At 58.0% G+C, this 24,412-nt stretch carries 22 protein-coding genes and 1 tRNA gene; 18 read left to right on the forward strand and 5 right to left on the reverse strand.

Going from position 1 to position 24,412, the window contains the following annotated elements; all coding sequences use genetic code 11:
- The first annotated feature begins 6 nt into the window (after window positions 1–6).
- The 5 genes from rpsO to KJA79_RS06820 all read left to right on the forward strand — a co-directional run bounded on the left by rpsO (window position 7) and on the right by KJA79_RS06820 (window position 5,457).
- Window positions 7–276 (forward strand): 30S ribosomal protein S15, encoded by a 270-nt coding sequence (gene rpsO, locus KJA79_RS06800; RefSeq protein WP_213041225.1) that lies wholly within the window; start codon window positions 7–9, stop codon window positions 274–276.
- Between the two features lie 187 nt (window positions 277–463).
- The gene (gene pnp / locus KJA79_RS06805) at window positions 464–2,581 is read left to right on the forward strand and encodes a polyribonucleotide nucleotidyltransferase (protein ID WP_213041226.1); all 2,118 of its coding nucleotides are present in this window, start codon (window positions 464–466) and stop codon (window positions 2,579–2,581) included.
- A 2-nt stretch (window positions 2,582–2,583) separates the two neighbouring features.
- Window positions 2,584–3,837, forward strand: a complete 1,254-nt coding sequence (locus KJA79_RS06810) for a M16 family metallopeptidase (RefSeq protein ID WP_213041227.1) — start codon at window positions 2,584–2,586, stop codon at window positions 3,835–3,837.
- A 372-nt stretch (window positions 3,838–4,209) separates the two neighbouring features.
- Entirely contained in the window at window positions 4,210–4,722 is a 513-nt protein-coding gene (locus KJA79_RS06815; protein ID WP_213041228.1) for a hypothetical protein, read from the forward strand.
- Between the two features lie 60 nt (window positions 4,723–4,782).
- Window positions 4,783–5,457 carry a hypothetical protein gene (locus tag KJA79_RS06820; RefSeq protein WP_213041229.1) on the forward strand — a complete coding sequence of 225 codons (675 nt, stop codon included), beginning with the start codon at window positions 4,783–4,785 and terminating at the stop codon, window positions 5,455–5,457.
- Between the two features lie 111 nt (window positions 5,458–5,568).
- Here KJA79_RS06820 and mutS read toward each other — a convergent pair whose 3' ends face one another.
- The 5 genes from mutS to KJA79_RS06845 all read right to left on the reverse strand — a co-directional run bounded on the left by mutS (window position 5,569) and on the right by KJA79_RS06845 (window position 11,488).
- On the reverse strand, window positions 5,569–8,220 hold the full coding sequence (mutS, locus tag KJA79_RS06825) for a DNA mismatch repair protein MutS (protein WP_213041230.1): 2,652 nt from the start codon (window positions 8,218–8,220) through the stop codon (window positions 5,569–5,571).
- Window positions 8,213–8,557: a LapA family protein gene (locus KJA79_RS06830; RefSeq protein ID WP_213041231.1), complete on the reverse strand. Its 345-nt coding sequence runs from the start codon at window positions 8,555–8,557 to the stop codon at window positions 8,213–8,215. The genes mutS and KJA79_RS06830 overlap by 8 nt, the downstream gene beginning before the upstream one ends.
- Window positions 8,554–9,180 (reverse strand): tRNA (adenosine(37)-N6)-threonylcarbamoyltransferase complex ATPase subunit type 1 TsaE, encoded by a 627-nt coding sequence (gene tsaE, locus KJA79_RS23300; protein WP_425518097.1) that lies wholly within the window; start codon window positions 9,178–9,180, stop codon window positions 8,554–8,556. The genes KJA79_RS06830 and tsaE overlap by 4 nt, the downstream gene beginning before the upstream one ends.
- A complete protein-coding gene (locus KJA79_RS06840; protein WP_213041233.1) occupies window positions 9,152–10,708 on the reverse strand; it encodes an NAD(P)H-hydrate dehydratase in 1,557 nt (518 codons plus the stop codon). Before KJA79_RS06840 ends, tsaE begins: the two co-directional genes overlap by 29 nt.
- Before the next feature lie 66 nt (window positions 10,709–10,774).
- Complete coding sequence (locus KJA79_RS06845) at window positions 10,775–11,488, reverse strand: pyridoxine 5'-phosphate synthase (RefSeq protein WP_213041234.1); 714 nt, start codon at window positions 11,486–11,488, stop codon at window positions 10,775–10,777.
- A 302-nt stretch (window positions 11,489–11,790) separates the two neighbouring features.
- Between KJA79_RS06845 and alaC the strand changes: the two genes are divergently transcribed.
- From alaC to rlmB, 13 genes are all read left to right on the forward strand, one after another.
- The gene (alaC, locus tag KJA79_RS06850; RefSeq protein ID WP_213041235.1) at window positions 11,791–12,987 is read left to right on the forward strand and encodes an alanine transaminase; all 1,197 of its coding nucleotides are present in this window, start codon (window positions 11,791–11,793) and stop codon (window positions 12,985–12,987) included.
- Complete coding sequence (locus KJA79_RS06855) at window positions 12,984–14,297, forward strand: homoserine dehydrogenase (protein WP_213041236.1); 1,314 nt, start codon at window positions 12,984–12,986, stop codon at window positions 14,295–14,297. The genes alaC and KJA79_RS06855 overlap by 4 nt, the downstream gene beginning before the upstream one ends.
- Before the next feature lie 43 nt (window positions 14,298–14,340).
- On the forward strand, window positions 14,341–15,399 hold the full coding sequence (gene thrC, locus KJA79_RS06860; protein ID WP_213041237.1) for a threonine synthase: 1,059 nt from the start codon (window positions 14,341–14,343) through the stop codon (window positions 15,397–15,399).
- Between the two features lie 18 nt (window positions 15,400–15,417).
- On the forward strand, window positions 15,418–16,668 hold the full coding sequence (gene apgM / locus KJA79_RS06865) for a 2,3-bisphosphoglycerate-independent phosphoglycerate mutase (RefSeq protein WP_213041238.1): 1,251 nt from the start codon (window positions 15,418–15,420) through the stop codon (window positions 16,666–16,668).
- Between the two features lie 5 nt (window positions 16,669–16,673).
- Complete coding sequence (locus tag KJA79_RS06870) at window positions 16,674–17,909, forward strand: aspartate kinase (RefSeq protein WP_213041239.1); 1,236 nt, start codon at window positions 16,674–16,676, stop codon at window positions 17,907–17,909.
- Between the two features lie 66 nt (window positions 17,910–17,975).
- Window positions 17,976–19,619: a citramalate synthase gene (cimA, locus tag KJA79_RS06875; protein WP_246507459.1), complete on the forward strand. Its 1,644-nt coding sequence runs from the start codon at window positions 17,976–17,978 to the stop codon at window positions 19,617–19,619.
- A gap of 145 nt (window positions 19,620–19,764) precedes the next feature.
- Window positions 19,765–20,040, forward strand: a complete 276-nt coding sequence (locus KJA79_RS06880) for an integration host factor subunit alpha (RefSeq protein WP_013250598.1) — start codon at window positions 19,765–19,767, stop codon at window positions 20,038–20,040.
- Window positions 20,041–20,081: 41 nt separating this feature from the next.
- Window positions 20,082–20,435, forward strand: coding sequence for a MerR family transcriptional regulator (locus tag KJA79_RS06885; RefSeq protein WP_213041240.1), 354 nt, complete (start codon window positions 20,082–20,084; stop codon window positions 20,433–20,435).
- 62 nt (window positions 20,436–20,497) lie between these two features.
- Window positions 20,498–20,574: transfer RNA gene (locus KJA79_RS06890), tRNA-Pro, on the forward strand.
- A 163-nt stretch (window positions 20,575–20,737) separates the two neighbouring features.
- A complete protein-coding gene (gene surE / locus KJA79_RS06895; RefSeq protein ID WP_213041241.1) occupies window positions 20,738–21,553 on the forward strand; it encodes a 5'/3'-nucleotidase SurE in 816 nt (271 codons plus the stop codon).
- 5 nt (window positions 21,554–21,558) lie between these two features.
- Complete coding sequence (locus KJA79_RS06900) at window positions 21,559–22,185, forward strand: DedA family protein (RefSeq protein ID WP_343224240.1); 627 nt, start codon at window positions 21,559–21,561, stop codon at window positions 22,183–22,185.
- Window positions 22,186–22,191: 6 nt separating this feature from the next.
- Window positions 22,192–23,655 (forward strand): cysteine--tRNA ligase, encoded by a 1,464-nt coding sequence (cysS, locus tag KJA79_RS06905; RefSeq protein ID WP_343224241.1) that lies wholly within the window; start codon window positions 22,192–22,194, stop codon window positions 23,653–23,655.
- Window positions 23,630–24,406 carry a 23S rRNA (guanosine(2251)-2'-O)-methyltransferase RlmB gene (gene rlmB, locus KJA79_RS06910; RefSeq protein WP_246507464.1) on the forward strand — a complete coding sequence of 259 codons (777 nt, stop codon included), beginning with the start codon at window positions 23,630–23,632 and terminating at the stop codon, window positions 24,404–24,406. The genes cysS and rlmB overlap by 26 nt, the downstream gene beginning before the upstream one ends.
- Window positions 24,407–24,412: the final 6 nt, after the last annotated feature.

Here is a 24,412-nt window from a genome sequence, read left to right on the forward strand (position 1 = left end):
GGACGTATGGCACTGGTAAAAGAAGTGAAAACGGAATTGGTGAAGAACTTCCAGCAGCACGAGAAGGATACCGGATCGCCGGAAGTGCAAATCGCCATTCTCACGAATCGCATCACGTATTTGACGGAACATTTCAAGTTGCACAAGAAGGACCATCATTCGCGGCGTGGATTGTTGACGCTGGTAGGGCGGCGCCGTCGGTTATTGGACTATCTGCGGCGCATCGAAGAGAGTCGCTATCGGGCCGTCATTGAGCGACTGGGCATCCGCAAGTAGACGGGTGATCGAATCGGCCGCCACCTTGTTGCGTGGCGGCCGACCTATTGTCCCCGCAGGTGAACACTGAAACACGTTCAAACTGAGGGAACCTATGCAACGGTGCCCAGAAGGGCTGAAGGGCCTGTTGTATGGTTTGAGCGTATCTCTGTGGGCATCTGTGGGATTTAACCGAAGGAGACCATAGATGAAACATGTTGTAGAGATCGAGCTGGCAGGCCGCCGCTTGACGCTGGAAACCGGCCGAATTGCCAAGCAGGCGGACGGTGCGATTTGGGCCACCTACGGCGACACGGTGGTGTTGGCGACGGCGGTTGCGTCCCAGACGGCGAAGCCGGGTGTGGATTTTCTCCCGCTTACGGTGGACTACCAGGAGAAGACCTACGCGGCCGGCAAGATTCCCGGCGGATACTTCAAGCGCGAAGGTCGTCCGTCGGAGCGAGAGGTGTTGACCAGCCGGTTGATTGATCGTCCGCTTCGGCCCCTCTTTCCTGAGGGTTATTATTTTGAAACCCAGGTCATCACCTCCGTGCTGTCGGCAGATAAGACCGGCGTATCCGATGTAATTGCGATCATCGCTGCATCTGCGGCTCTGTCGATTTCGTCAATTCCGTTCAACGGACCGATCGCCGGCGTGAAAATCGGTCGCGTGAATGGGCAGCTGGTGGTCAACCCTGACCTTGAGACGTTGGAATCCAGCGAGCTCCAGCTCGTGGTGGCGGGTACTGCCGATGCCGTGATGATGGTTGAGGCGGGAGCCAATGAGTTGTCGGAAGCGACCATGTTGGAGGCGATCGAACTCGCGCACAGCGAGATTAAGAAAATCGTCGCGAAGATTGAAGAGCTGCGTGCGCTGGCCGGGAAGCCGAAACGGGTTGTCACGCAAGAACCGATCGATGCTGTCTTGGCCGAACAGGTGCGCAAGTTGGTTGCCGGAGCGATTCGTGAAGCGATCCTAATTCCCAATAAGAGCGCCAGACAGGAGCGGTTGGATCAGGTGTTGGCTGAGACGCTCGCGGCGCTGAAGTCGGATGAACCGAATCGGGATCGGCACGTCAAGATCATCTTCCATGGATTGGAGTACACCGAAGTCCGTAACATGATTCTTGAGAAACGGGTTCGCGCGGATGGCCGTGGGCCTGCGGACATTCGTCCGATTACCTGCGAAGTGGGGGTGTTACCGCGCGCACACGGATCGGCGGTGTTTACCCGTGGAGAAACGCAGAGTTTGGCGGTGGTCACGCTGGGGACCACTGACGATGAACAGCGCATTGACGCTCTGGAGGGAGAGTACATGCGCACGTTCATGCTGCATTATAACTTTCCTCCCTTCAGCGTCGGCGAGGCGCGGCCGCTTCGGTCGCCCGGACGCCGTGAAGTGGGGCACGGGGCACTTGCCGAACGTGCGTTGAAGTCGATCATGCCTGGAAAGGATAAATTCCCCTATACCATTCGGATTGTGTCTGAGATTTTGGAGTCCAACGGCTCCTCGTCCATGGCGACGGTGTGCGGAGGTACTCTGGCGCTGTTGGATGCGGGGGTGCCGATCAAAGAGCCGGTGGCCGGCATCGCCATGGGATTGATCAAGGAAGGCAACCAAGTGCTGGTGCTGTCCGATATTCTCGGGCTTGAGGATCACTTGGGTGATATGGACTTCAAGGTGACCGGGACCAAAAACGGTGTCACGGCGCTGCAGATGGACATCAAGATCGGGGGGATCACGTCCGAGCTGATGCGGGAAGCGCTGGCACAGGCGAAGGCGGGTCGGCTCCACATCTTGGGGTGTATGGCTCAGGCCCTGACTGCCCCGCGGACCAAGTTGTCCGCGTTCGCTCCGCGCATTTTCCCGATGAAGATCAAGCAAGACAAGATTCGGGATGTGATCGGGCCGGGTGGCAAAATGATCCGCAGCATCATTGCCGAGACCGGAGTGAAGATCAATGTCGAGGATACGGGCGATGTGACGATTGCGTCGTCGGATGAGGCTTCCGCACAGAAGGCGATCGACATGATCAAGCGTCTGACCGAAGAAGTCGAAGTCGGGAAAATTTATCAGGGCACCGTCAGAAAGATCATGGATTTCGGCGCCTTCGTCGAGGTCCTGCCCGGCACGGACGGATTGGTGCATATCTCTCAGTTGGCGCACCACCGCGTGAAGGCGGTCACCGATGAGGTCAAGGAAGGTGATCAGATCATGGTGAAGGTGCTGGAAATCGACAAGCAGGGGAAAATCCGCCTCAGTCGGAAAGAAGCGATGCCGGCTCCAGCGGGGTCTCCCGCGACCGAACCAACGCCTGCGGGATAATCGTGTATCGAAAGATCGTGCTCGACAACCGGCTGCGCATCGTGGCCGAACTGCTTCCGACCTTGAAATCCGTCACCATCGGGATCTGGGTGAACGTCGGATCACGCGATGAGCGACCGGGTGAAGAGGGGTTGTCCCACTTTCTCGAACACATGTTTTTCAAGGGGACACGGAGCCGAACGGCCACGCAGATCTCCCGCGAAATTGATGCGCTCGGTGGGGAGATGAATGCCTTTACCACCCGGGAGACGACGACCTTTTACGTCAAGGTGCTGGATCAGCAATTGGAGGCGGCCCTGGAGCTGCTCTCCGATTTGTTCTACCGCTCCCGGTTTGAGCCTAAGGAAGTCGAGAAAGAAAAGCAGGTGGTCTTGGAGGAGATCCGGATGGTTCAGGATGATCCGGAGGACCTTGTCCAAGAACTCCATATGAAGCACACGCTCGGCAGTCACCCGTTGGGAAGACCCATCCTCGGGCAGGCACCAAGGATTCAGGCATTGGGGCGCAAAGACCTCGTGTCGTATGTCGGCTCCCATTACGACCCTGAGCGCACGGTGATCGCAGTGGCAGGCAATTTTACGTGGAAGCGCCTTGAGTCACTGTTGGCTCGCTATTTTTCCGCATCCCACAAGGGCGTGGCGGTCAAGCCAAGCCGTCGTCCGCCGGAAGTTCGTGGGGGGGTGCTGGTAAAACGGAAATCGCTCGAACAGGTGCATTTGTGTTTAGGGCTCCAGGGATTGAGCGCCGGGCACAAGGATCGGTACGCCGCGCACGCGTTGAACGGTGTGCTCGGTGGAAGCGTGAGTTCACGCCTGTTTCAAGAGGTGCGGGAGAAGCGCGGGCTGGTCTACTCAATCTATTCGTTCTTATCCACATACTCGGATGGAGGTATGACCACAGTCTATGCCGGCACGCGCCCGAAGGAAGTGGAGCGTGTGGTAGAAGTCGTGTGCCGTGAACTGAAGAAACTTCGTACGAACGGCATTGATGCGAAAGACCTGGCCCGAGTGAAGAATCAAATGAAGGGCAGTCTTATGCTCAGTCTCGAAAGTTCTCATAGTCGGATGAGTAAGTTGGCAAAGGACGAGTTGACGCAGGGGAGCCATGTTTCCCTCGAACAGATGATCGGGGAAATTGATCGAGTCACAACAGACCAAGTCTATCGAGTGGCGCAAACTCTCTTAGATCAACGGTGTCTTGCCATCACGGCACTTGGGCCGATCCCGGCGAATAGTCTTCAGGCATTTGCCTCATAATCGATCACAGGGCAAAGTAGCCTTGCGTGGAATGAGCCGGTATTCATGAGGGAAACAGCCGAGCCATCGCTGGAGAGGAATACCCAACTCATTGAATACTCAGAGGCTTGGCGGGAAAGGTTGAACCGGAATTTTAGGAAAACATTTTCTTGACACGTTTGGTGGATTTAAGTACCATGGCCGCGTTTTCGTCCCATAAGTTCGAATTTATTTCGACTGCATTACAGGGGAAGGTAAGCAGAGAGAAAGGGGGTGTGGTTCGCACTTCCTCCTGCTAGCGCGTTCTCTGGATTTTTTGTTTTTTGAACTATTTTTTTGGATATTGTGATTCAACGGTTCTCTGGTCATCATTTTTCCAAGGAGGGTAGGGTTATGAATAGGGTCGGAATTCTAGCCGCACTAGCAGTCTCCTCCGTTGTCGGCTTGTTGACCGCCGGTGTCTCGATGGCGGCCGACGCTCCAGCCGGTGGCGGACCCAGCGAAATCACCACGGGGAGCGGAAAGTTTTTTAAGGGTGAACCTACGAACACCCTGAAGGGCCGTGTGTGGTCGCAGTGGGCAGACAATCCTGATGGTGAAATTTTGTTCGGTATCCAGTATTGGAACACCGGCGATCCTGCGTCCGGCGAGGGTGGTGGCCGTTCTTCTACCTCCATGGATGTGAAGCCGCCGGATCCCTTGTTCACCTGCTGCGCCTGGGGCTACACTGGCGGGACGGACAAAAATAATCCCTATGCCGGTTGGCACCATGCTCAGACAACGGTCCGGTTGGCCGTTAAGGACAAGGGTTTGATGGACCAAATCATCAAGGCATCGCAGGAGCTCGTCGCGATGGAAGTGACGCTTGATGGTCGTACCATTACCGGATTCAAGGTTCTGAAGTAGAATTTATACGCGAGGCGACATTCTTTAGGTTCTTTTGTCTTCTTTAAGGAGGATGTGATTATGAAGCTTCAAAAGCAAGGGTGGACCTTTATGGCTGCCGCGGCTTTGGTGGTAAGTTTTGCCTCCACTGCGCTGGCCATTGAGGCATTCCAGGAGCGTTTTGAGTGGGGAGATCTGAGCAAGCCCACGACGTTGCAGGGTCGCGTCATCATCCTGGACCCATACGATGAGGCGGTGTGGCTCAACATTGCGGTGTTCGGCGGCAATGCCGAGAGTGGTTTGTGGTGGCAGAGAGTTCATCCAGGGAAGAACCTCAAGTTCTATCCGGCCGACAAGAACGTCTGGGAACAACTGAAGTCGATGGCCCGTCCGCACTCAGGCCCGGCTGCCGCGAAGGAAGTTCCTCCGGGATCTCCGACCACGCTGGTTGAGTTTGTGGCTCAAGAGACCGAGCAGAATCATCGCGTGATCACTTCCGTGAAGAAGCTCAATGACAATGCCGGCGAAATGGGTAAGCCAAAAAGCATCTCTTCACTCCGTTTGAAGGAGTGTGAAGGGAAGACTGAAGTTGACGCACCTTGCGCCGCGGCGAAACAGACGTTGAACACGTCGCCGAAGTCGCCGGATGGAGCGATGTTGCCGTTGCAGTATGATGTGCTCTTGCCCAATGGCAAGCCAATCGCGAATTTGATTCCTTGGACTGCTCACTACAATCGTGGCGGTGGGCATCACTGAGTTCTAGCAGGCACCTGGCCTGAGAAGAGAAGGCGGCACTTCCTTGCGGGGTGCCGCTTTTTTCTTTGTTCTCAACGAAGCGAAGGCAGGTGGGTTGATTCGAGCGGGAGACTATTCTTCCTGCAAGAGGCGCTGTTGGAGCGCGGCGAGTCGATTGAGGGCGTCAAGCGGTGTCATGGAGAAGAGATCCATTTGCCGGACCTCCTCCAGCATGGGGTGAGGCGCAGGCAGGGTGGAATCGAATTGCAGTGCCTGTTGAGTTTCGCGAATGGGTGCTTGGGAGGAAGTTGTAGATTCGAGCTGTGCCAGGACCGCTTTGGCTCGGTGTATCACCACCTCTGGAAGGCCTGCCAGCTGAGCCACATGGATGCCATAACTTCGATCAGCCCCACCCGGAATGATCTTGCGCAGAAAGAGCACGTGACCGTTCCGTTCCTGGACGGCCACAGAATAGTTCGTAATCCCCTCTCGTAACCCTTCCAGCTGCGTCATTTCATGGTAGTGCGTCGCGAACAGCGTGCGCGCCCCGAGTCGCGAGGGGGCCTGGATAAATTCTGCGATGGCCCAGGCGATGCTTAATCCATCATACGTGCTTGTTCCTCGTCCGACTTCGTCGAGAAGGATCAGGCTGCGGGCGGTGGCACAGTTGAGAATATGCGCTGATTCCGTCATTTCGACCATGAACGTGCTTTGGCCGGCGGCGAGATTGTCCGAGGCCCCCACGCGAGTGAAGATGCGGTCCACGAGTCCGATTCGAGCCTCGGTGGCGGGCACGAAGCTTCCCATCTGAGCCATCAAGGTAATGAGCGCGACCTGTCGGAGGTAGGTGCTCTTTCCGGCCATGTTGGGCCCTGTAATGATGTGGAGGCGACTGGTCTGAAGGTCCAGATGGGTATCATTGGGGACAAAGCCGTCTGAGAGAGTGAGTCGTTCAACAACCGGGTGACGACCTTGGACGATGTGGAGGACGGGCCCCGTATCAACACTCGGTCGCACATATCGATGTTGCGCGGCCGTTTCGGCGAGGGCCGCCAGTACGTCCAGAATCGCCAGCCTTTGGCCGATCTCCTGTAGTCGTGCGGTTTGAGCGGCGAGTTCTGTTCTCAGTTGCTCGAACAGTTGTTGTTCGAGGGCGGTGAGTTTCGTATCGGCTCCGGTGACACGTTCCTCCAGTTCCTTTAACTCCGCGGTCATGAATCGCTCGGCATTGACGAGCGTCTGTTTGCGGATATAGTCAGGGGGGACCTTTCCCAGATTGGCCTTGGTAATCTCCAGGTAATAGCCGAAGACCTGGTTATATCGTACTTTCAGCGACTCGATGCCGGTCCGGGCGCGTTCTTTCGTCTCCAGACTAGCGATCCAGCCTTTGCCTTCGCGACTGGCCTTGCGGAGTTCATCCACGTCAGGATGGTACCCATCCTTCAGAATGCCACCATCACGAACCGACACCGGAGCTTCCGGCACGATGGCTTGCTCGATCAACTCGTACAAGTCGGTGGCGTTGTCCCACGACGCGGTCAGATCGATCAGGAGCGGAGCCTTCAACTCCGACAACTCGGCGTGAATGGCTGGGAGTGAGGAGAGCGACAATTTGAGGGCCAAGACATCTCGCGGGTTTGCGACGCCAAGAGACATACGGCTACAGAGACGGGAGATGTCTTGAACGGGGCGTAAGGCCGATCGAAGACGGACCCTCGTATCAAGGTGGCGATGGAGCTCTGCGACTGCAGTGAGCCGTGCCTCAATGGGGGCGCAAGCAATCAGTGGTCGCAAAAGCCATTCGCGGAGCAAGCGACTGCCCATGGCGGTCACGGTGCGGTCTAAGACGCCAAGGAGGGTCGTAGATGACTGACCCGATGATTCGTCGGTGCGGCTTGTTGATCTCACGAGTTCCAGATTGCGGATCGTCACGCTGTCCAAATGCATGGCATCGTGCTGATGTCGGACGCGGACCTGGCGAATGTGGTCGAGTGAGGCGGTTGGTTGCGTCTCGCGGACGTATCGCAGGACGGCCGCTCCGGCTTGGATGCCGAGGGTCAGGTTGTGGCAGCCGAAGGCATCCAGAGAATGGACGCGAAGGTGTTCCTGCAGCCTGAGGCGTCCCGCGTCCAGGTCAAACCAGGCGGCGGGTTGCGCGCAGCAACGAAGGCCCGTCAACCCGTTCATCCACTGGTGTTCATCGGAAGGGGGGCCCTCGGCAAACAACAATTCCTTGGGTTCCAGTCGCGCAAGTTCGTCCAGGAGAGCCGTTTCCGCGCGAGGACCGTGAAATTCAGACAGCCAGAAGTCGCCGGTCGATACCTCTAATGTCGCAAGGCCAATGGCGTAACCTTTGTTGTCCGGGCCGCCCGTGCGGAGACGGGTCGCCACGGCGACGAGAATGTTGGATTCTGCGGCAGGGAGAAACTCGCTATCGATCAGGGTGCCGGGTGTGTAGAGCCGAACAACTTCTCGGCGCACCAGGCCTTTGGCCAGTTTGGGGTCTTCCACTTGTTCGCACAGGGCCACGGTGCGGCCTGCACGCAGCAGCTTCGCGATATAACTCGTGGCCGCATGGTAGGGGACGCCGCAGAGGGGGATCGGCGTGTCGCTCGACTTGTCGCGAGAGGTGAGCGCGATCGACAGGAGCTTGGACGCTTCCACCGCGTCCTCCTGAAACATCTCGTAGAAATCGCCGACTCGAAAAAACAGAATGGCATCGCGATAGGCTTGCTTGATGTCGCGATATTGCCGCATCAAGGGGGTGCCCTCGGTCTCACCCATCGGTCTGTTCTCCCTCGGAGGGAAGGTCTGAGGAGCTCCCTACACGGCGGGCGGCCTTATCGAGAGCCTGGCGGAGACGCTCGAGATCCACCTCCGCTTCCTGCAGGGCCTTAGTCTTTCGTCGCAGCTCAATGCGCCCGCGGACCCAGGCGGGAAAGAGGAGGATGCCCGATACCAGGAGGCCGACGCCGAACGCGGCCAAGATCGGCTTATAGATCAGGATGGAGGCGGAGCGTAGGCCAAAGAAATACCGTAGGGTGACTTCCTGTTCCTGATTCTGGAGCACAAACGATAGGGCGAGCAGTAGCAGCGTTCCCACCAGTATCAATCGGATCAATGCGAGGCCCTCCTTGGCCGAGATGATTGTACACGGGATTGTCGAACCACTCTAGTGGGACGACGCCGGGAGAGGCTGGTGCGGAGTTCGGCGAGGAGGCGGGCCGACGAAGGTCCCGTGGCTGTCAGGAGGGCCTGCCGTGCGGCAGGCGGGTGATGGCTCAGGCGCACCTCCAGATGATCCGCAGGAAGTCCTTCTCTCCATCGATCTGCCCATTCGATTGCGACAACGGTGTGTCCGTCTACGTAGTCGCCAAGACCCGTGTCCTCAAGTTGGGAGGCGGTGAGCCGGTACAAATCGGTGTGGATCAGGGGAAGGCGGCCCCGGTATTCATGGATCAACGTGAAGGTTGGGCTGCTGACGGCAGCGGAGTCGGCGAGCAATCCGTCGGCCATGCCTCGAACCAGCGAGGTCTTCCCCGTCCCCAGTTCGCCGAACAGTGCGATGACTTCTCCCCCACGAAGAAGGGCACCCACACACTGTCCTAGGCGGTGTGTCTGTTGAGGGGTCCGAAGGACGAGGTGCCAGGGCTTGCCGATAGGCCCTGCCCCTGCCTGCGCCTCAGGGGGAGAGGAGTCGGATGGGCGGTTTGGTTTAGGTGTGCGTGATTGGCGCAAGGGCATGGGGAATCTGCCGAATGAGATCGCGTGTGATCATGCCGGCCTGGCCGAATTGTTGCGCGGCCAAATCTCCGGCGAGGCCATGAAAATAAGTGGCGGTGCAGGCGGCATCCCATGGAGAGAGGCCTTGAGCCAGTAATCCCCCGACCATGCCCGTGAGGGCATCCCCGGTTCCGGCAGTGGCCATCCCGGGGTTGCCGGTGGGGCAGATGGCCGCCAGCCCATCCGGCCTGGCAATCACTGTCCTGGCTCCTTTGAGAATCACAAACACCCCGCGCTCACGCGCAAACCTGGTGGCGGTGCCAAGGCGGTCCTCATTCACGGACTGCGTGGTTGCCTCAGCCTCCAATCTGGCCATTTCGCCGGGGTGAGGGGTGATGATCGGCGGGCGCTTGCATTCCGTCAGGAGCGAGGCTTTTCCCGCCAGAGCGTTCAGTGCGTCGGCGTCCAGCACGCACGGTTTGTCGACGCGTTTGACGAATTCTTGCACGAGTTCGACGGTTTCCGGATGGGTGGTCAGGCCCGGGCCGATGGCCACCGCATCCCGGGCACCCGCGAATGCCAGCAGACGATCAAGGCCTGACCGTGCGAAGGTCCGCGCCTTCGTCTCTGGCATGGGGAGGGTCATGGCTTCCAACAATTTGGCTTCGAGAACGTCGTTGACGCTCGACGGTACGGCGGCGGTGACGAGCCCGGTCCCGATTCGAAGTGCCGCGAGGGCCGCCATGGCCGCTGCGCCTGTTTTGCCAACCGATCCCGCGATGATGCCGACATGGCCGTAGGTTCCCTTGTGCGAGGATGGACGGCGGGCGGGAAGTGCCGTTCGCGCGGCGCGGTCGGTGAGGAGTAATAACCGGCTTCCGATGGCATCGACAAACGGTGCTGGAATTCCAATATCGACCAGGCGGACCTGGCCGCTGCACTCGATGCCGGCTCCGCAATACAGGCCCACTTTCGGCAATCCAAAGGTGACGGTCAGGTCTGCACGCACGGCCGCGCCCAGAATGGCGCCGCTATCGGCATGCAGGCCCGAGGGAAGATCGACTGCCACCGTCGGACGTGCGGCCGTGTTGATGGCCTCGATCGCGTCACGGTAGAGACCAGTGACACCTGTGGAGAGTCCTGTGCCGAGAATCGCATCCACGACGAGGTCGCTTGTCCTCAGACGTTGCTGAAGGCCCTGAGCATCCACAGGACGTGTCACGGCTGCCTGACCGGCCGTTCGTTGAAAGCGTTGATACATGGTCTTCGCGTCGCGACTGAGTTCGGAGGGTGGGGTGAGGAGCAGCACCTGGACGCGCGCCTTTTTCCGCCGCAAGAGCCGGGCGACGACGAAGCCGTCTCCGCCGTTGTTGCCCTTTCCGCAGAGGATCGCAACCGATTTTCCGGCCATCGGTCCATACAGGGCTTCAAGCTGAGTCACGACACCGGCTCCGGCCCGCTCCATCAGGACCAGAGAGGGGACGTGGGCTTGTGTGATCGTTTGATCATCAAGCAGGCGCATCTGTTCTGCGGTTACGATTGGTATCATGGTGCCACGTGGTGTTCCAGTCTGGGGCAGGCGGCGGCGAGGGATCATTGCCGCCGGTCCGACTGTTTAGTTCACCAGTTCCTTCATTTCGCGGACGGCTTGAATGAGCCCGACCATCACGGATCGGGCGATGATGCTGTGGCCGATATTGAATTCAACGATCTCCGGCAGTTTGGCCAGTCGTTTGACGTTTTTGTAGTTCAGGCCATGGCCGGCATTGACCCCGAGCCCCAGTTTGTAAGCCAGCTTGGCCGCTTGGGTGATGGCCTCGAATTCCTCATCCTCTTCCTTGGACCGCTTGGCATTGGCGTATCGACCGGTGTGGAGTTCGACGTAGGCCGCGCCGATTTTGTGGGCGGCTTTGATTTGATCGAGCGTCGGTTCCACAAAGAGGCTGGTGGGGATGCCGCCATCTCGAAGCAGATCGACGATCTTCTGGATTCGTTCGCGATGGTTGACGAGATCCAGTCCCCCCTCGGTGGTGAGTTCCTGCCGGCGTTCGGGAACCAGTGTGACGAGGTCGGGCTTCACGCTGAGTGCGATCTTCGCCATGGCGTCATCGGCAGCCATTTCTAAGTCCAATTTCGTACGGACGATCTCTCGCAACAGGGTGAGGTCGCGGTCTTGAATGTGCCGACGATCTTCACGCAGGTGCACCACCAGGCCGTCTGCGCCGGCCAACTCGACTAGAATGGCGGCGGTCAGGGGATCGGGGTCTGTTCCTCCACGTGCCTGTCGCAGTGTCGCTACGTGATCGATATTGACGCCCAATCGAGCCATGATGCCTCCGCAATTACCATGAATGGTGCACGAGAAAGATTTCGGAACTGGCCGAAATTCATAGACAATTCTGTTGTCAGTGAGGCATTATTAACAGAAGAGGATGGGGCGGAGCAAGGCGGCCATGGTGAGGGAATTCTGACCCCTCGATGGGACGTCGGCGCCGCGTGCTTCTCCACAACTCCCCAGAATTGTAGTGAAATTGACTCGTTTTGAGGCCTCCATTAAAATACGCCCCTTTCAGAGGCATGGCGATCGAACCAGTTCAGTAGAGGACCCGCCTGTAGGAGCCTGACAACGACATGTCGATCAGCGACGGATTTTACCGCATCAAACGACTTCCTCCGTACGTATTTGCCCAAGTACAAACCCTGAAACTTGAGGCGCGTCAACGGGGTGAGGATATTATCGACTTCGGGATGGGCAATCCGGATCAGCCCACCCCGCCCCATATCGTCGACAAACTGATTGAGGCGTCCAGAAAAGCCAAAAATCATCGCTATTCAGCCTCGCGTGGCATCACCAAACTGCGTCATGCGATTACCGGTTGGTACAAGCGCAACTATGATGTGGACTTGGATCCCGAGACCGAGGCGATCGTCACCATCGGCTCGAAGGAAGGTCTTGCGCACCTGGCATTGGCCACGATCGGGCCTGGCGATGTCGTGCTCACTCCGACGCCGACGTATCCCATTCACATGTACAGTTTCATTATTGCGGGCGGCGAAGTGCGTGGGATTGAGCTGCGTCAGGACAGCGATTTCTTCGACGATCTGCTGCGGGTCTATCGACAGACCTTGCCGCGTCCGCGCATTTTGGTCATCAATTTCCCGCACAACCCCACGACCGCCGTGGTCGATCTCGAGTTTTTTAAGAAAATCGTCGCGTTTGCCAAAGAGCACGATGTCATTGTGATTCACGATCTGGCCTATGCGGATATCGCGTTCGACGGCTACAAGGCGCCGAGTTTTCTTCAAGTGCCGGAGGCAAAGGATGTGGGCGTCGAGTTTTACACGCTCTCGAAGGCCTACAACATGCCGGGCTGGCGAGTCGGGTTTTGTGTGGGGAACCGTGAAGTGGTGGGCGCGCTCGCGAAACTGAAGAGCTACCTCGACTACGGTATTTTTCAGCCGATTCAAATCGCCAGTACCGTTGCCTTGAATGGACCGCAGGACTGCGTGAAAGAGGTCGTGCAGCGGTATCAAAACCGTCGGAATGTCTTGGTGAATGGGCTGAATCGCATCGGTTGGCCGGTGGCTTTGCCCCGAGCCACGATGTTCGTGTGGGCCCGTATTCCGGATCCGTTCCGCCACATGGGGTCGTTGGAGTTTTCAAAGCTGTTGTTGCGGGAAGCGAAGGTGGCGGTGTCACCTGGCATCGGATTCGGAGAAGGTGGAGATGAATTCGTCCGATTCGCGTTAGTAGAAAACGAGCATCGTACACGCCAGGCCCTTCGCGGTATTCGGAAAGTGTTGAATCTGGATGATCAGGAGCCATGAAGACTGAGATCGGAGTAGGGTTGATCGGCTTCGGCACCGTCGGTACCGGCGTGGCTCGAGTGCTGACTGAGAATGCGGAACTGATCCGCCGGCGCGTGGGCGTGCCCATCAAGTTGGTTCGCATTGCGGATTTGGACATTACCCGTGATCGTGGGGTGGCAATTCCAGCTGGGGTGTTGACCACGGATATTCAGCAGGTGCTCACGGACCCGCGCGTGGATATCGTCATCGAGTTGATGGGCGGATATGACGTGGCGAAGCGCGTCATGTTGGATGCGGTGCAGCGGGGAAAGCATGTGGTGACGGCGAATAAGGCGCTGCTGGCCGTGCATGGGGAAGAAATTTTTGCCGCAGCATCCCGTCAAGGCATCGATCTTGGATTCGAAGCGAGTGTCGGGGGCGGCATCCCGGTGATCCGCGCGTTGACCGAAGGGCTGGCCGCGAACAACATTCAGTCGATCTACGGCATTATCAACGGCACCTCGAATTACATTCTGAGCCGCATGACCAGCGAGGGGCAGCGGTTCGATGTGGTGCTGGAGGAAGCAAAGCGGGCCGGTTATGCCGAAGCCGATCCCACCTTCGATGTGGCTGGGATTGATTCGGCGCACAAGTTGACGATCATGGTCAGCCTGGCGTACGGCACCCCCGTCAATTTCAAAGAAATCTACACGGAGGGGATCACCGCGCTCACGCCCCTCGATATCGCATACGCCAAAGAATTCGGGTTCACCATCAAGTTGCTGGCGATCGCCAAGTTTTCTGATGGAGAAATTGAAGCGCGTGTGCATCCCACTATGGTGCCGTCTGCCTCGCAGATTGCGAAAGTAGATGGGGTCTACAATGCGATTCAGTTAGTCGGTGACGCCGTCGAAGACGTGGTGCTGTACGGGCGTGGCGCGGGATCGATGCCGACCGGCAGCGCAGTCGTGAGCGATGTGATGTCCATCGCGCGCGACGTGCTCAAGAACGCAACAGGACGTGTGCCACCGGCCTCTTATCAGCCTGATCAACGCCGGCCATTGCGGATGCGGCCGATGGAGGAAATCACTTCGCTGTATTACATCCGTTTCATGGTCCTGGACCGGCCGGGCGTCTTGTCCAAGATTGCCGGGGTGTTGGGACATTATGGCATCAGCATTTCCTCCGTGTTGCAGCAGGGACGCAAAGAAGGGCAGACTGTGCCGGTTGTTATCATGACGCACATGGCCAAAGAACGGGATATCCAGAACGCGCTCCGCGAAATCAATCCGATGCCGTACATCTCCGAGCCGACGACGCTGATTCGTGTGGAGGGGCGTGACGAATGATGCGCATTCCCTCTATGGTCGGAGGCAGTGTGGGTAGGTGGTTATGAGCCGTTGGCGTGGCATTATCGAAGAGTATCGGAAGTTTCTCCCGGTGACGGCTCAGACGCCGGTCATCACGCTGGGGGAGGGGAATACCCCGCTCATTCGCGCGGCGCGGCTGGCCAAAAAGATCGCACCGGGAGTGGATTTGTATCTGAAGTATGAAGGGATGAATCCGACGGGATCGTTCAAAGATCGCGGCATGACCATGGCTATTTCGAAAGCCGTGGAAGCCGGTGCCCGGGCGGTGATTTGTGCTTCCACGGGCAACACCTCTGCGTCGGCTGCCGCCTATGGTGCCCGGGCGGGCATTGCCGTGTATGTGCTCATCCCAGCTGGGAAAATCGCGCTTGGGAAGTTGTCGCAGGCCATGATGCATCAGGCCACCGTGATTCAGGTTGAGGGAAACTTTGACCAGGCCTTGACGATCGTGAAAGAGCTTTCGGCCACCTATCCCGTTGAATTGGTGAACTCGCTCAACCCCTTCCGGATCGAGGGACAAAAAACCGCGGCAATGGAGATTTGCGACGACCTCGGTGATGCCCCGACGGTCCATGTACTTCCAGTGGGGAATGCGGGTAATATCACCGCCTATTGGAGCGGGTATCGTGAATATCGGGCTGCCAACCAAACGACGCGGTTGCCTCGCATGATGGGATTTCAAGCTGCAGGGGCTGCACCGATCGTGCTGGGTCATGTGGTTGAAGCGCCGCAGACCGTGGCCACGGCCATCCGAATCGGCAATCCGGCCAGTTGGCAATCGGCGTTGACCGCAGTGAAGGAATCCTCCGGCGCCATTGATATGGTGACCGACGAAGAAATTTTGCACGCCTACGCCCTGGTGGCTCGCGAAGAAGGCGTATTTTGCGAGCCGGCATCTGCGACCTCCGTGGCCGGAGTGATTAAGTTGAGTCAGGCCGGGCAATTACAGGAAGGTACGACGGTCGTCTGTACGTTGACTGGACATGGTTTGAAAGATGCCGATACGGCGATTGGCATTTCACGTCAGCCTCAAACGGTGAAAGCAACCCGCGATGATGTGGCCCGCCTCCTTCATGTCTGATTACTTCAGGAACATTGCATGAAATATTTGATCCTGCATGCCGACGGGATGGCTGATCTTGCGTGTGCGGAGCTTGGTGGCAACACCCCGCTTCAGGCGGCGTCAACTCCATTCCTTGACCACATTGCCCAACGTGGAGAGGTAGGGCTGCTCAGTCTTCCCTCAGACGCGGGTGCTGCGGGCAGCGATGTCACGAGCGTCGCCGTGTTGGGGTATGACCCGAAAAAGTACTATCCGGGCCCTGGTCCGCTGGAAGCTGCGGGATTGGGGGTGACGGTTGGTGAGCAAGATGTGGTGTTCCGGTGCACCATGGTGACGGTGCGTGGCGAGTCCTCGACCGGTGTCAAGGATCGGGCTGCTGATATCAAGAAGTTAGGGCCACATGTCGTGATGGAGGATGCGACGGCGGGCCTCATCGATACGGAGCAGGCTCGCGAATTGCTGGATGCGGTCAACGAACAGCTTGGGTCGGAGAGCATTCAGTTTTACCCGGGGTCCGGTCATCGGCATCTCATGGTCTGGGTGGGGGGCAAATCCCGCGCGGCTTGTGTGGATCCTCAAGAATTGGTTGGTCGATCGATTGCCGAGGCGTTGCCGAACGGTGATGGAGCCGATGTCTTGCGAAAGATTATGGACGCATCGTTTGTGATCCTGCGTGACCATCCGGTCAATGAAGAACGCGAGGCGGATGGGCTCAAGCCAGCCAATTGTCTTTGGTTGTGGGGGCAGGGCCGTGCCCCTCTCTGGCCGCCCTTGCCGGAACGGTATCAAGTCTCTGGCGTCGTGATCTCGCCGAGCGACGTGCACCGTGGCGTCGGGTTGTGTGCGGGATTGGATGCCGCAGAGTTGCCTGTTGACGGTGGTGAGGAAGCGGAGAAGTTTTCCGCTTGTGTCACTGCAGTCACACAAGAGTTGGCCAAGCGCGATTTTGTCTATCTTCATGCCGGTTTGTCCGATGACGTGCTGCATGCGACCAATGTTCAGGACAAGGTGCGGGCGATCGAACGTTTCGATACCCAGGTGGTCGGGCCGGTCCTTGCGGCGTTGGCCAAGTATCCGGCTCATCGATTGCTGATTGTCTGTGATCCGGGTTTGTCACGAGGGCATGGAGCTGCGGCTCCCCCAATCCTCTATGCCCTTTGTGATAGTGCTGCCGCGCCACAGTCTGGCGCGACGACACGGTTCCACGAGCAGGACAAGACTATTGCCGGAAGCGCGCCGCGCGATGCCACGAAGCTCATGATCCGACTCTTTCCTCGTGGAGCCTAACACCTGTGTCACTCATCGTTCAAAAATATGGCGGTACGTCGGTCGGCAATGTCGAGCGGATTCATCGCGTAGCCGAGCGAGTGGAACGAGCCCGTAAAGAAGGACACCACGTTGTCGTCGTGTTGTCGGCGATGAGCGGAGAGACAGATCGGTTGCTCAAATTGGCGCATGAGATGACGAGTGCGCCGGATGAGCGTGAATTGGACATGCTCCTCTCGACAGGGGAGCGTGTGACCATTGCACTGCTGGCGATGGAGCTTCGTGGTCGAGGGGTCCAGGCGCAGTCCTTCACGGGTCGGCAGGTCGGCATTCACACCGATAGCGCCCACACCAAAGCACGAATCTCTCGTGTCTCGGCCGACCGTATCAAGGCGGCCCTGTCGCAGGGGACCGTTCCGGTCGTAGCCGGGTTTCAGGGGATCAATGCCAGTTCGGATGTCACGACGTTGGGGCGGGGCGGGTCCGATTTGACCGCCGTCGCCTTGGCCGCTGCGCTCAAGGCCGACCGCTGTATTATCTATACGGATGTGGATGGGGTGTATACCGCTGATCCGAACATCGTGCCGGCTGCGCGTCGTCTCGACAAGATTTCTTATGAGGAAATGCTGGAGATGGCCAGTCTTGGGGCGAAAGTCCTTCAGAGTCGCTCGGTCGAGTTTGCGGCCAAATATTCCGTTCCAGTGGAAGTTAATTCAAGCTTCAAGGAAGGAAAGGGAACGCTCGTGACACGTGAAGATGCCGATATGGAAGGGGTCATGGTGTCGGGGGTGACGGGAGACCGCAATCAGGCCAAGATTACGATTGTCGGGGTGCCGGATCGCCCGGGAATTGCCGCGCGAGTGTTCGGGGCCGTCGCGAACGCCAATATCGTCGTCGACATGATCATTCAGAATGTCAGTCAGGCCTCCATGACCGACATTTCGTTTACGGTGCCGAAGCCGGATTTGCGCAAGGCCGTGGATCTCGTCCAGCTTCTCTCGCAGGAGATCGGCGCCCGGTCGGTTGCAGTGACGGAATCGATCGCCAAGGTGTCCCTCATCGGTGTGGGCATGCGCTCGCATTCTGGCGTGGCAGCGAAAATGTTCGAGGTGTTGTCCCGCGAAGGCGTCAACATCATGATGATCAGCACATCCGAAATCAAAATCTCCTGCGTCATCGAGGAAAAGTATTTGGAGTTGGCGATGCGCACGCTCCACACGGCGTTCGGTCTGGATCGCGTGTCAGCGCCCGCATTGGGCTAATCGTCCGGAACCGGCGATGGCCTGAGCCCTCGACAGATCCTGTCCGGCCTTGTTACCCTCTAATTTATGACACGTCGAACCACACCCTCCCGCCGCCCTCGTGTTGCGGAGCCTGTTTCGGTGCCGAGCCTCACTGCCACCCCGGCGTCGGCGCTGGAAATTTACGACACGACGTTGCGAGACGGTGCTCAGGCGGAGGACGTGAGTTTTTCCGTGGAGGATAAGCTCCGTGTGGCGCAACAGCTCGACGCACTCGGGGTGCACTTCATCGAGGGTGGATGGCCAGGGGCGAACCCCAAAGACATTGAGTTTTTTCGGAAAATCAAAACCGTTCCGCTTCGCAATGCGACCGTCGTGGCATTCGGCTCGACGAGGAAGGCCAGTAATTCTGTCCGTAAGGACAAGAACCTTCAAGCGCTGGTCGATTCAGGTACGCCGACCATTACGCTCTTCGGAAAGAGCTGGTCGTTTCAGGTGACGGATGCACTAGGGATCGCCCTCGCGAAGAACCTGGAACTCATTGAAGACTCTATTCATTATTTACGATCGAAGAATCGGCGGGTATTTTATGACGCCGAGCATTTTTTCGACGGCTACAAAGCCAATCCCGACTATGCACTCCAAACCATCCGCCGGGCGATTGCCGGAGGGGCCGAGCGCGTGATCCTCTGCGATACGAACGGCGGCACCATGCCCTGGGAGATTCGCGAGATTTGCCGCGTAGTGAAGCAGGAGTGCCCCGTGCCGCTGGGCATCCACGCGCACAATGACAGTGAGATGGCGGTCGCCAACTCGCTGGTGGCGGTGGAGTCGGGAATCGTACAGGTGCAAGGCACCATCAACGGGATCGGCGAGCGCTGTGGTAACGCCAATCTGTGCTCCATCATTCCGAACTTGCAGTTGAAGATGCAACGGCCGGCGCTCGGAGACAAACTGACCCATTTGAAGGATGTGTCGGGATTCGTGACGGAGATCGCTAATCTCATGCCGAACAAGCGGCAGCCCTACGTCGGGGATGCGGCCTTTGCGCATAAGGGGGGCGTGCACATTCATGCGGTCCTCAAGAACGCGGCCACCTATGAGCACATCGATCCCGCGGTCGTGGGCAACCGTCGCCGGATCCTCGTCTCGGACTACGCGGGCCGTAGCGGGCTGTTGGAGAAGGTCGAGGCCTATGGCATTTCGTTGACCAAGAACCATGTGAAACTGCAGGAGCTGGTTGAAACGCTCAAAGAGCGAGAAAGCCAGGGCTATCAATTCGAAGGTGCGGAAGGGTCGTTCGAGTTGCTGATGCGGAAGGCGATGGGCAGTCATCGCCCGTCCTTTCAATTGTTGGGCTTTCGCGTGATTGTCGAAAAAAAACAGGAACATGGGCTCCTGCTGTCGGAAGCGACGGTCATGGTGCAGGTTGGTAATGTGGTCGAACACACGGCGGCCGTGGGGGCTGGCCCGGTCAATGCGCTCGACCATGCGCTCCGTAAGGCGTTGGAGAAGTTTTATCCGCAGCTGCGTGAAGTGAAATTACTCGACTACAAGGTGCGAGTGTTATCGGCGGAAAAGGGAACGGAATCGAAGGTGCGGGTGTTGATCGAATCGGGAGATCACAAGGACAAGTGGGGCACAGTCGGGGTGTCAGAAAACATCATGGAGGCCAGCTGGCAGGCGCTGGCCGACAGCATCGAGTACAAGTTGCTGCTCACCGACCGCTAGCGCTGTTTTCCCTCCGTTCGGCACATATAATCCTTGACAGGCCAGGTAACCTCACGTAACTTATGGGGAAATTCTTTGTCTTGGACGCTCGACACCAAGAAGCACTTCCTAAGGAACGACGCTAGTGGACGGCGGGGGGAAAGGCATGAGAAAGGCGGATATCGCGAACGAAATCTTCAAGCAGGTTGGAGTGTCTAAAAACGATGCAGCCGATATCGTCGAACTCGTGCTCAATCTGCTGAAGGGGGTGCTCCAAAAAGGCGATGCGGTCAAGATCGCGGGATTTGGAAATTTTGTCGTTCGAAGCAAAGGGGCCAGGAAGGGACGCAATCCTCGAACCGGTGAAGAAATCGGCATTACTCCCCGTCGAGTGGTGACGTTTCGTCCCAGTCAGGTCTTTAAGAAGTACGTCAATTCTTAGTCACCATCTTGCCACGAGCACATGCAGCATGAGGACCGGTCATGGGGAATGAGCCCAGACTGGGAAGTAAGGTTTTTTATAAGATCGGCGAAGTCAGCAAGATTTCTAAATTGCCGGCTTATGTCTTGCGGTTTTGGGAGTCGGAATTCAGCTTCCTGAGGCCCAAGAAAAGCCGCGGCAATCAGCGTCTGTATGTGCAGCGTGATGTGGATACAGTGCTGGAGATTAAGCGAATGCTCTATGATGAAGGGCACACGCTGGCAGGCGTGAAGCGGTACTGGGCCCGTCGAGGACGGGCAACCGTTAAAAAGAGCGGCTCGCGGAAAGAACTGGCGCAACGTGTCAGGGGCGATCTCCAGGCGATCATCCGGATGATCGATTCACATTCCGCATAACTCGTTCCGGTGATGCGGGCGGCTGCGTCCAACCGTGTAGGTCACATCGATGTCGGTCGTGTCGGGGCGTAGCGCAGCCCGGTAGCGCACTCGCTTGGGGTGCGAGGGGTCGTGGGTTCAAATCCCGCCGCCCCGACCATCGGCATGATGTTGTCCAGCACGCACTGTCCTGAGGCACGTTGAGAACTGCGACCGATTATGCGCGCGCCTGTGTGAGTGTGCTCCCCTCTCTTGTCACTCCCCTTATTCCGACGGTTCCGATTCTCCCCTTTCTTCACGGGCTCGATACATAAGGAGCAGGCGTGGCGCGTGTACGGATTCTTGTAACCAACGACGATGGGATTGCGTCTCCCGGGATTCATGCAGTGGCAACCGCACTCGGTGCGTTGGGAGAGGTATGGATTGTCGCCCCGGATCGGGAGCGGACTGCGGTCGGGCATGCGGTGACCTTGCACAAGCCGCTCCGCATCACCAAAATGGCCCCTCGGGTGTTCATGGTCAACGGGACCCCGGTGGATTGTGTCAATCTTGCGCTCGTGAAGGTCTTGCCGGACAAGCCTGCCCTCATCGTGTCGGGGATCAATCGCGGCGTCAATCTCGGTGATGATGTCATGTATTCCGGCACGGTGTCGGGTGCCTTGGAAGGGACGATTCTCGGTATTCCTTCTGTGGCCGTCTCTCAGGAAGGTGAAGACACATTTCGTTTTGAGGTCGGAGCCCGATATGCAACTCGGGTGGCGTCAGAAGTATTGGCGCACGGCTTGCCGCCGGAAACCATCTTGAATGTGAATATCCCTGATGTTCCCTTGCGTGGAATCAAGGGGGTCAAGGTGACCTGTCTCAGTCGGCGCCGCTTCAACAATCCCATCGTGGAGAAGGTTGATCCGAGGGGGCGAAAGTATTATTGGATCGCCGGGACTCGGCAATCGTGGAGTCGGCAAAAAGACGCCGATCATGAAGCCCTGGCGCGTCATATGGTCTCCGTGACACCGATCCGCCTCGATACAACCCATCACGCCATGTTGGATCACTTCAAAGCCTGGGAGGGGACGCTTTCGCGCCCGCTCGTGAGCCGGCCCCGCGGGCGTCGGCGTGTGCCAGGGAGGTCCCGTGTATGAGCGGCCTGATCGAGTGGTTGATCGAGGTGCTCGGGCGATTCGTCATTGCGACGATTTCGACGTTCGGCTACACCGGTATCGTGATTACGATGGCGATCGAAAGCGCCTGCATTCCCCTGCCGAGTGAAATCATCATGCCCTTCTCCGGTTACCTGGTTTCCACCGGACAGTTTTCCTTGCTGGGAGTGACACTGGCCGGCGCGATCGGGAATGTGCTTGGGTCGCTGGTCGCCTACTATGTGGGGGTATGGGGAGGTCGTCCGTTCGTCGAGCGCTATGGGCGTTATGTGCTCATTTCCCAGCAGGATGTCGATTTGGCCGACCGTTGGTTTGCCAAACATGGCGAGGCGGCGGTGTTGATCGGCCGGCTCTTGCCCGTGGTGCGAACATTCATCTCCCTCCCGGCGGGCATCGCGCGCATGGACATCAAAAAGTTCGTGCTCTATTCGTTTGTTGGAGCGGTGCCCTTTTGTTACGCGCTGGCCTATGTGGGCTTGAAGATGGGGGAGCACTGGAATCAGTTGCATCAGTATTTCCATCATGCGGATCTGGTGATCGGGTTGTGTCTCGCCCTGGGCCTCGGGTATTTTCTCTGGTCACACTGGCCGAAGCGCCGTGCATCTGTGGAGTAATGACGGATTATGCTGCGTGTCTACAATACGCTGACCGGTCACAAAGACCTGTTTAAACCAATGGCCCCCGGGAAGGTCCGCATGTACGTGTGCGGAGTCACGGTCTACGATTATTGTCATATCGGGCATGCCCGCAGTGCGTTAGTCTTTGATGTGTTGCGACGGTACCTGGAATATTCCGGCATGGCCGTGGAGTTTGCCAAGAACTTCACCGATGTCGATGACAAGATCATCAAGCGCGCCAATGAACAAGGGGTCAGTTGCGAGCACATCACGACGACGTACATCAAGGCGTATTACGACGATATGGACAAGCTCGGAGTTCGACGGGCCACCCTTGAGCCGAAGGCGACGGAGCACATCGCCGACATTGTCGCCCTGGTGGAGACCTTGCTGGCCAAGGGAATGGCCTATCGCGTCGAAGGGGATGTCTATTTCCAAGTCGATCGGTACCCGGTGTATGGTCGCCTCTCCAAGCGCAAGATTGATGATTTGCAGGCGGGCGCGCGTGTCGACGTGGACGAGCGAAAACGTCACCCTATGGATTTTGCCTTGTGGAAAGGGAGCAAGCCCGGTGAACCATCCTGGGACAGCCCGTGGGGCCCTGGCCGTCCAGGCTGGCATATCGAATGCTCGGCGATGGCGATGCGGCATCTTGGTGAGACCTTCGACATTCACGGCGGTGGGATGGATTTGATCTTCCCGCATCATGAGAATGAGATCGCGCAATCGTGCGGAGCGACCGGTAAAGAATTCGCGCGCTATTGGGTGCACAACGGATTTGTGCAGATCAATCAGGAGAAGATGTCCAAGTCTTTGGGGAATTTCTTTACCATTCGCGAAATTTTCGACAAGTCTGAATGGCCCGATGCAGTCACAGGCGAGATGTTGCGATACTTTCTGCTCTCCACGCACTATCGCAGCCCGTTGGATTTTTCTGATCAAAGCCTGGCGGAAGCGAAGAATGCCCTCAATGGATTCTACGACCTCTTCGACCGACTCAAGGAGACGGCTCCCGAGCAAGGAATCGCTGATCTGTCGTTGCGCGAGACAATGGCTCGAGCGCGGCAAGCCTTTGTCGACGCCATGGATGACGACCTGAATACGCCCAACGCTGTCGCCGCCCTGCAAAAGCTCCGCGGGGAAACCAACAAAGCTCTCGATGGCGGTTTGTCCGGTGACACGCGTCGGTTCGTCAGAGAAGAGTTTCGGAGCTTGGGCGCGGTGTTGGGTCTCCTGCAGTCCGACGACTGGCAGTTCAAGAGCCAACCGAAGCTGGTTGCTTCAGGGACATCTGACGGCGAGAAGGCAGGCCTGTCGGATGAAGAGATTGGTGCGAAGATTGCCGCGCGGCTGGCCGCGAAACAATCCAAGAATTACAAGCTTGCCGACCAGCTCAGAGCCGAGTTGGCGTCCCAGGGCATTACGATTGAGGATCGACCGGATGGCACCAGCCGCTGGAAGCGATAATTCCCCGGAGCTGATTTACGGCCTCCATGCCGTTCGCGAGGCGCTCCGCGCCGGTGCTCGCCCGCTTCAACGGTTGTCCGTGCTGGGAACCGATCGACAGTTCGGCGAAATCGTACGCTTGGCCAGGGAGCAGCGGGTTCCAGTGTACGTCGAGCCGCGCGTCGCGCTGGATCGCCTTGTTCCAGGGGGGCACCACCAGGGTGTCGTTGGGTTCGTGGCCGCGAAAGCTTATGCGGAGCCGGAAGACATCCTTGCTTCCGCTCGGGCGGTCGGCCACACGCCGCTGTTGGTATTGCTGGATGGAGTGGAGGATCCGCACAACCTCGGAGCGATTCTCCGAACGGCTGAAGCCTCAGGGGCCCAGGGCGTATTCATTCCAGAACGTCGTGCGGTGGGGCTGACCAGTGTGGTCGCCAAGGCTTCAGCCGGCGCCGTCGACTATATGCCTGTCGGGCGTGTCCCAAACCTTGCGCGATGGATCGAGCGTCTTCAGAGCGTGGGTGTGTGGGTGTACGCGTTGGATGCTGAGGCTCCGAAGTCGTATACACAGCTGGATTTTCGAGGCCCGATTGCATTGGTATTTGGGGGAGAGGGCAAGGGTGTGCGTCCCGGTGTTCGCGCTGCCTGTGATGATGCGGCGCAGATTCCCATGTTGGGGAAGGTCAGTTCCCTGAATGTTTCGGTTTCGGCAGCCGTCGTACTCTATGAAGCGGTGCGCCAGCGTCGAGAGGGGGGAGGCGGAACGGTGTGAGGCGAC

Origin of the sequence: Nitrospira defluvii (assembly GCF_905220995.1) — a bacterium.
Classification (GTDB): Bacteria; Nitrospirota; Nitrospiria; order Nitrospirales; family Nitrospiraceae; genus Nitrospira_A; species Nitrospira_A defluvii_C.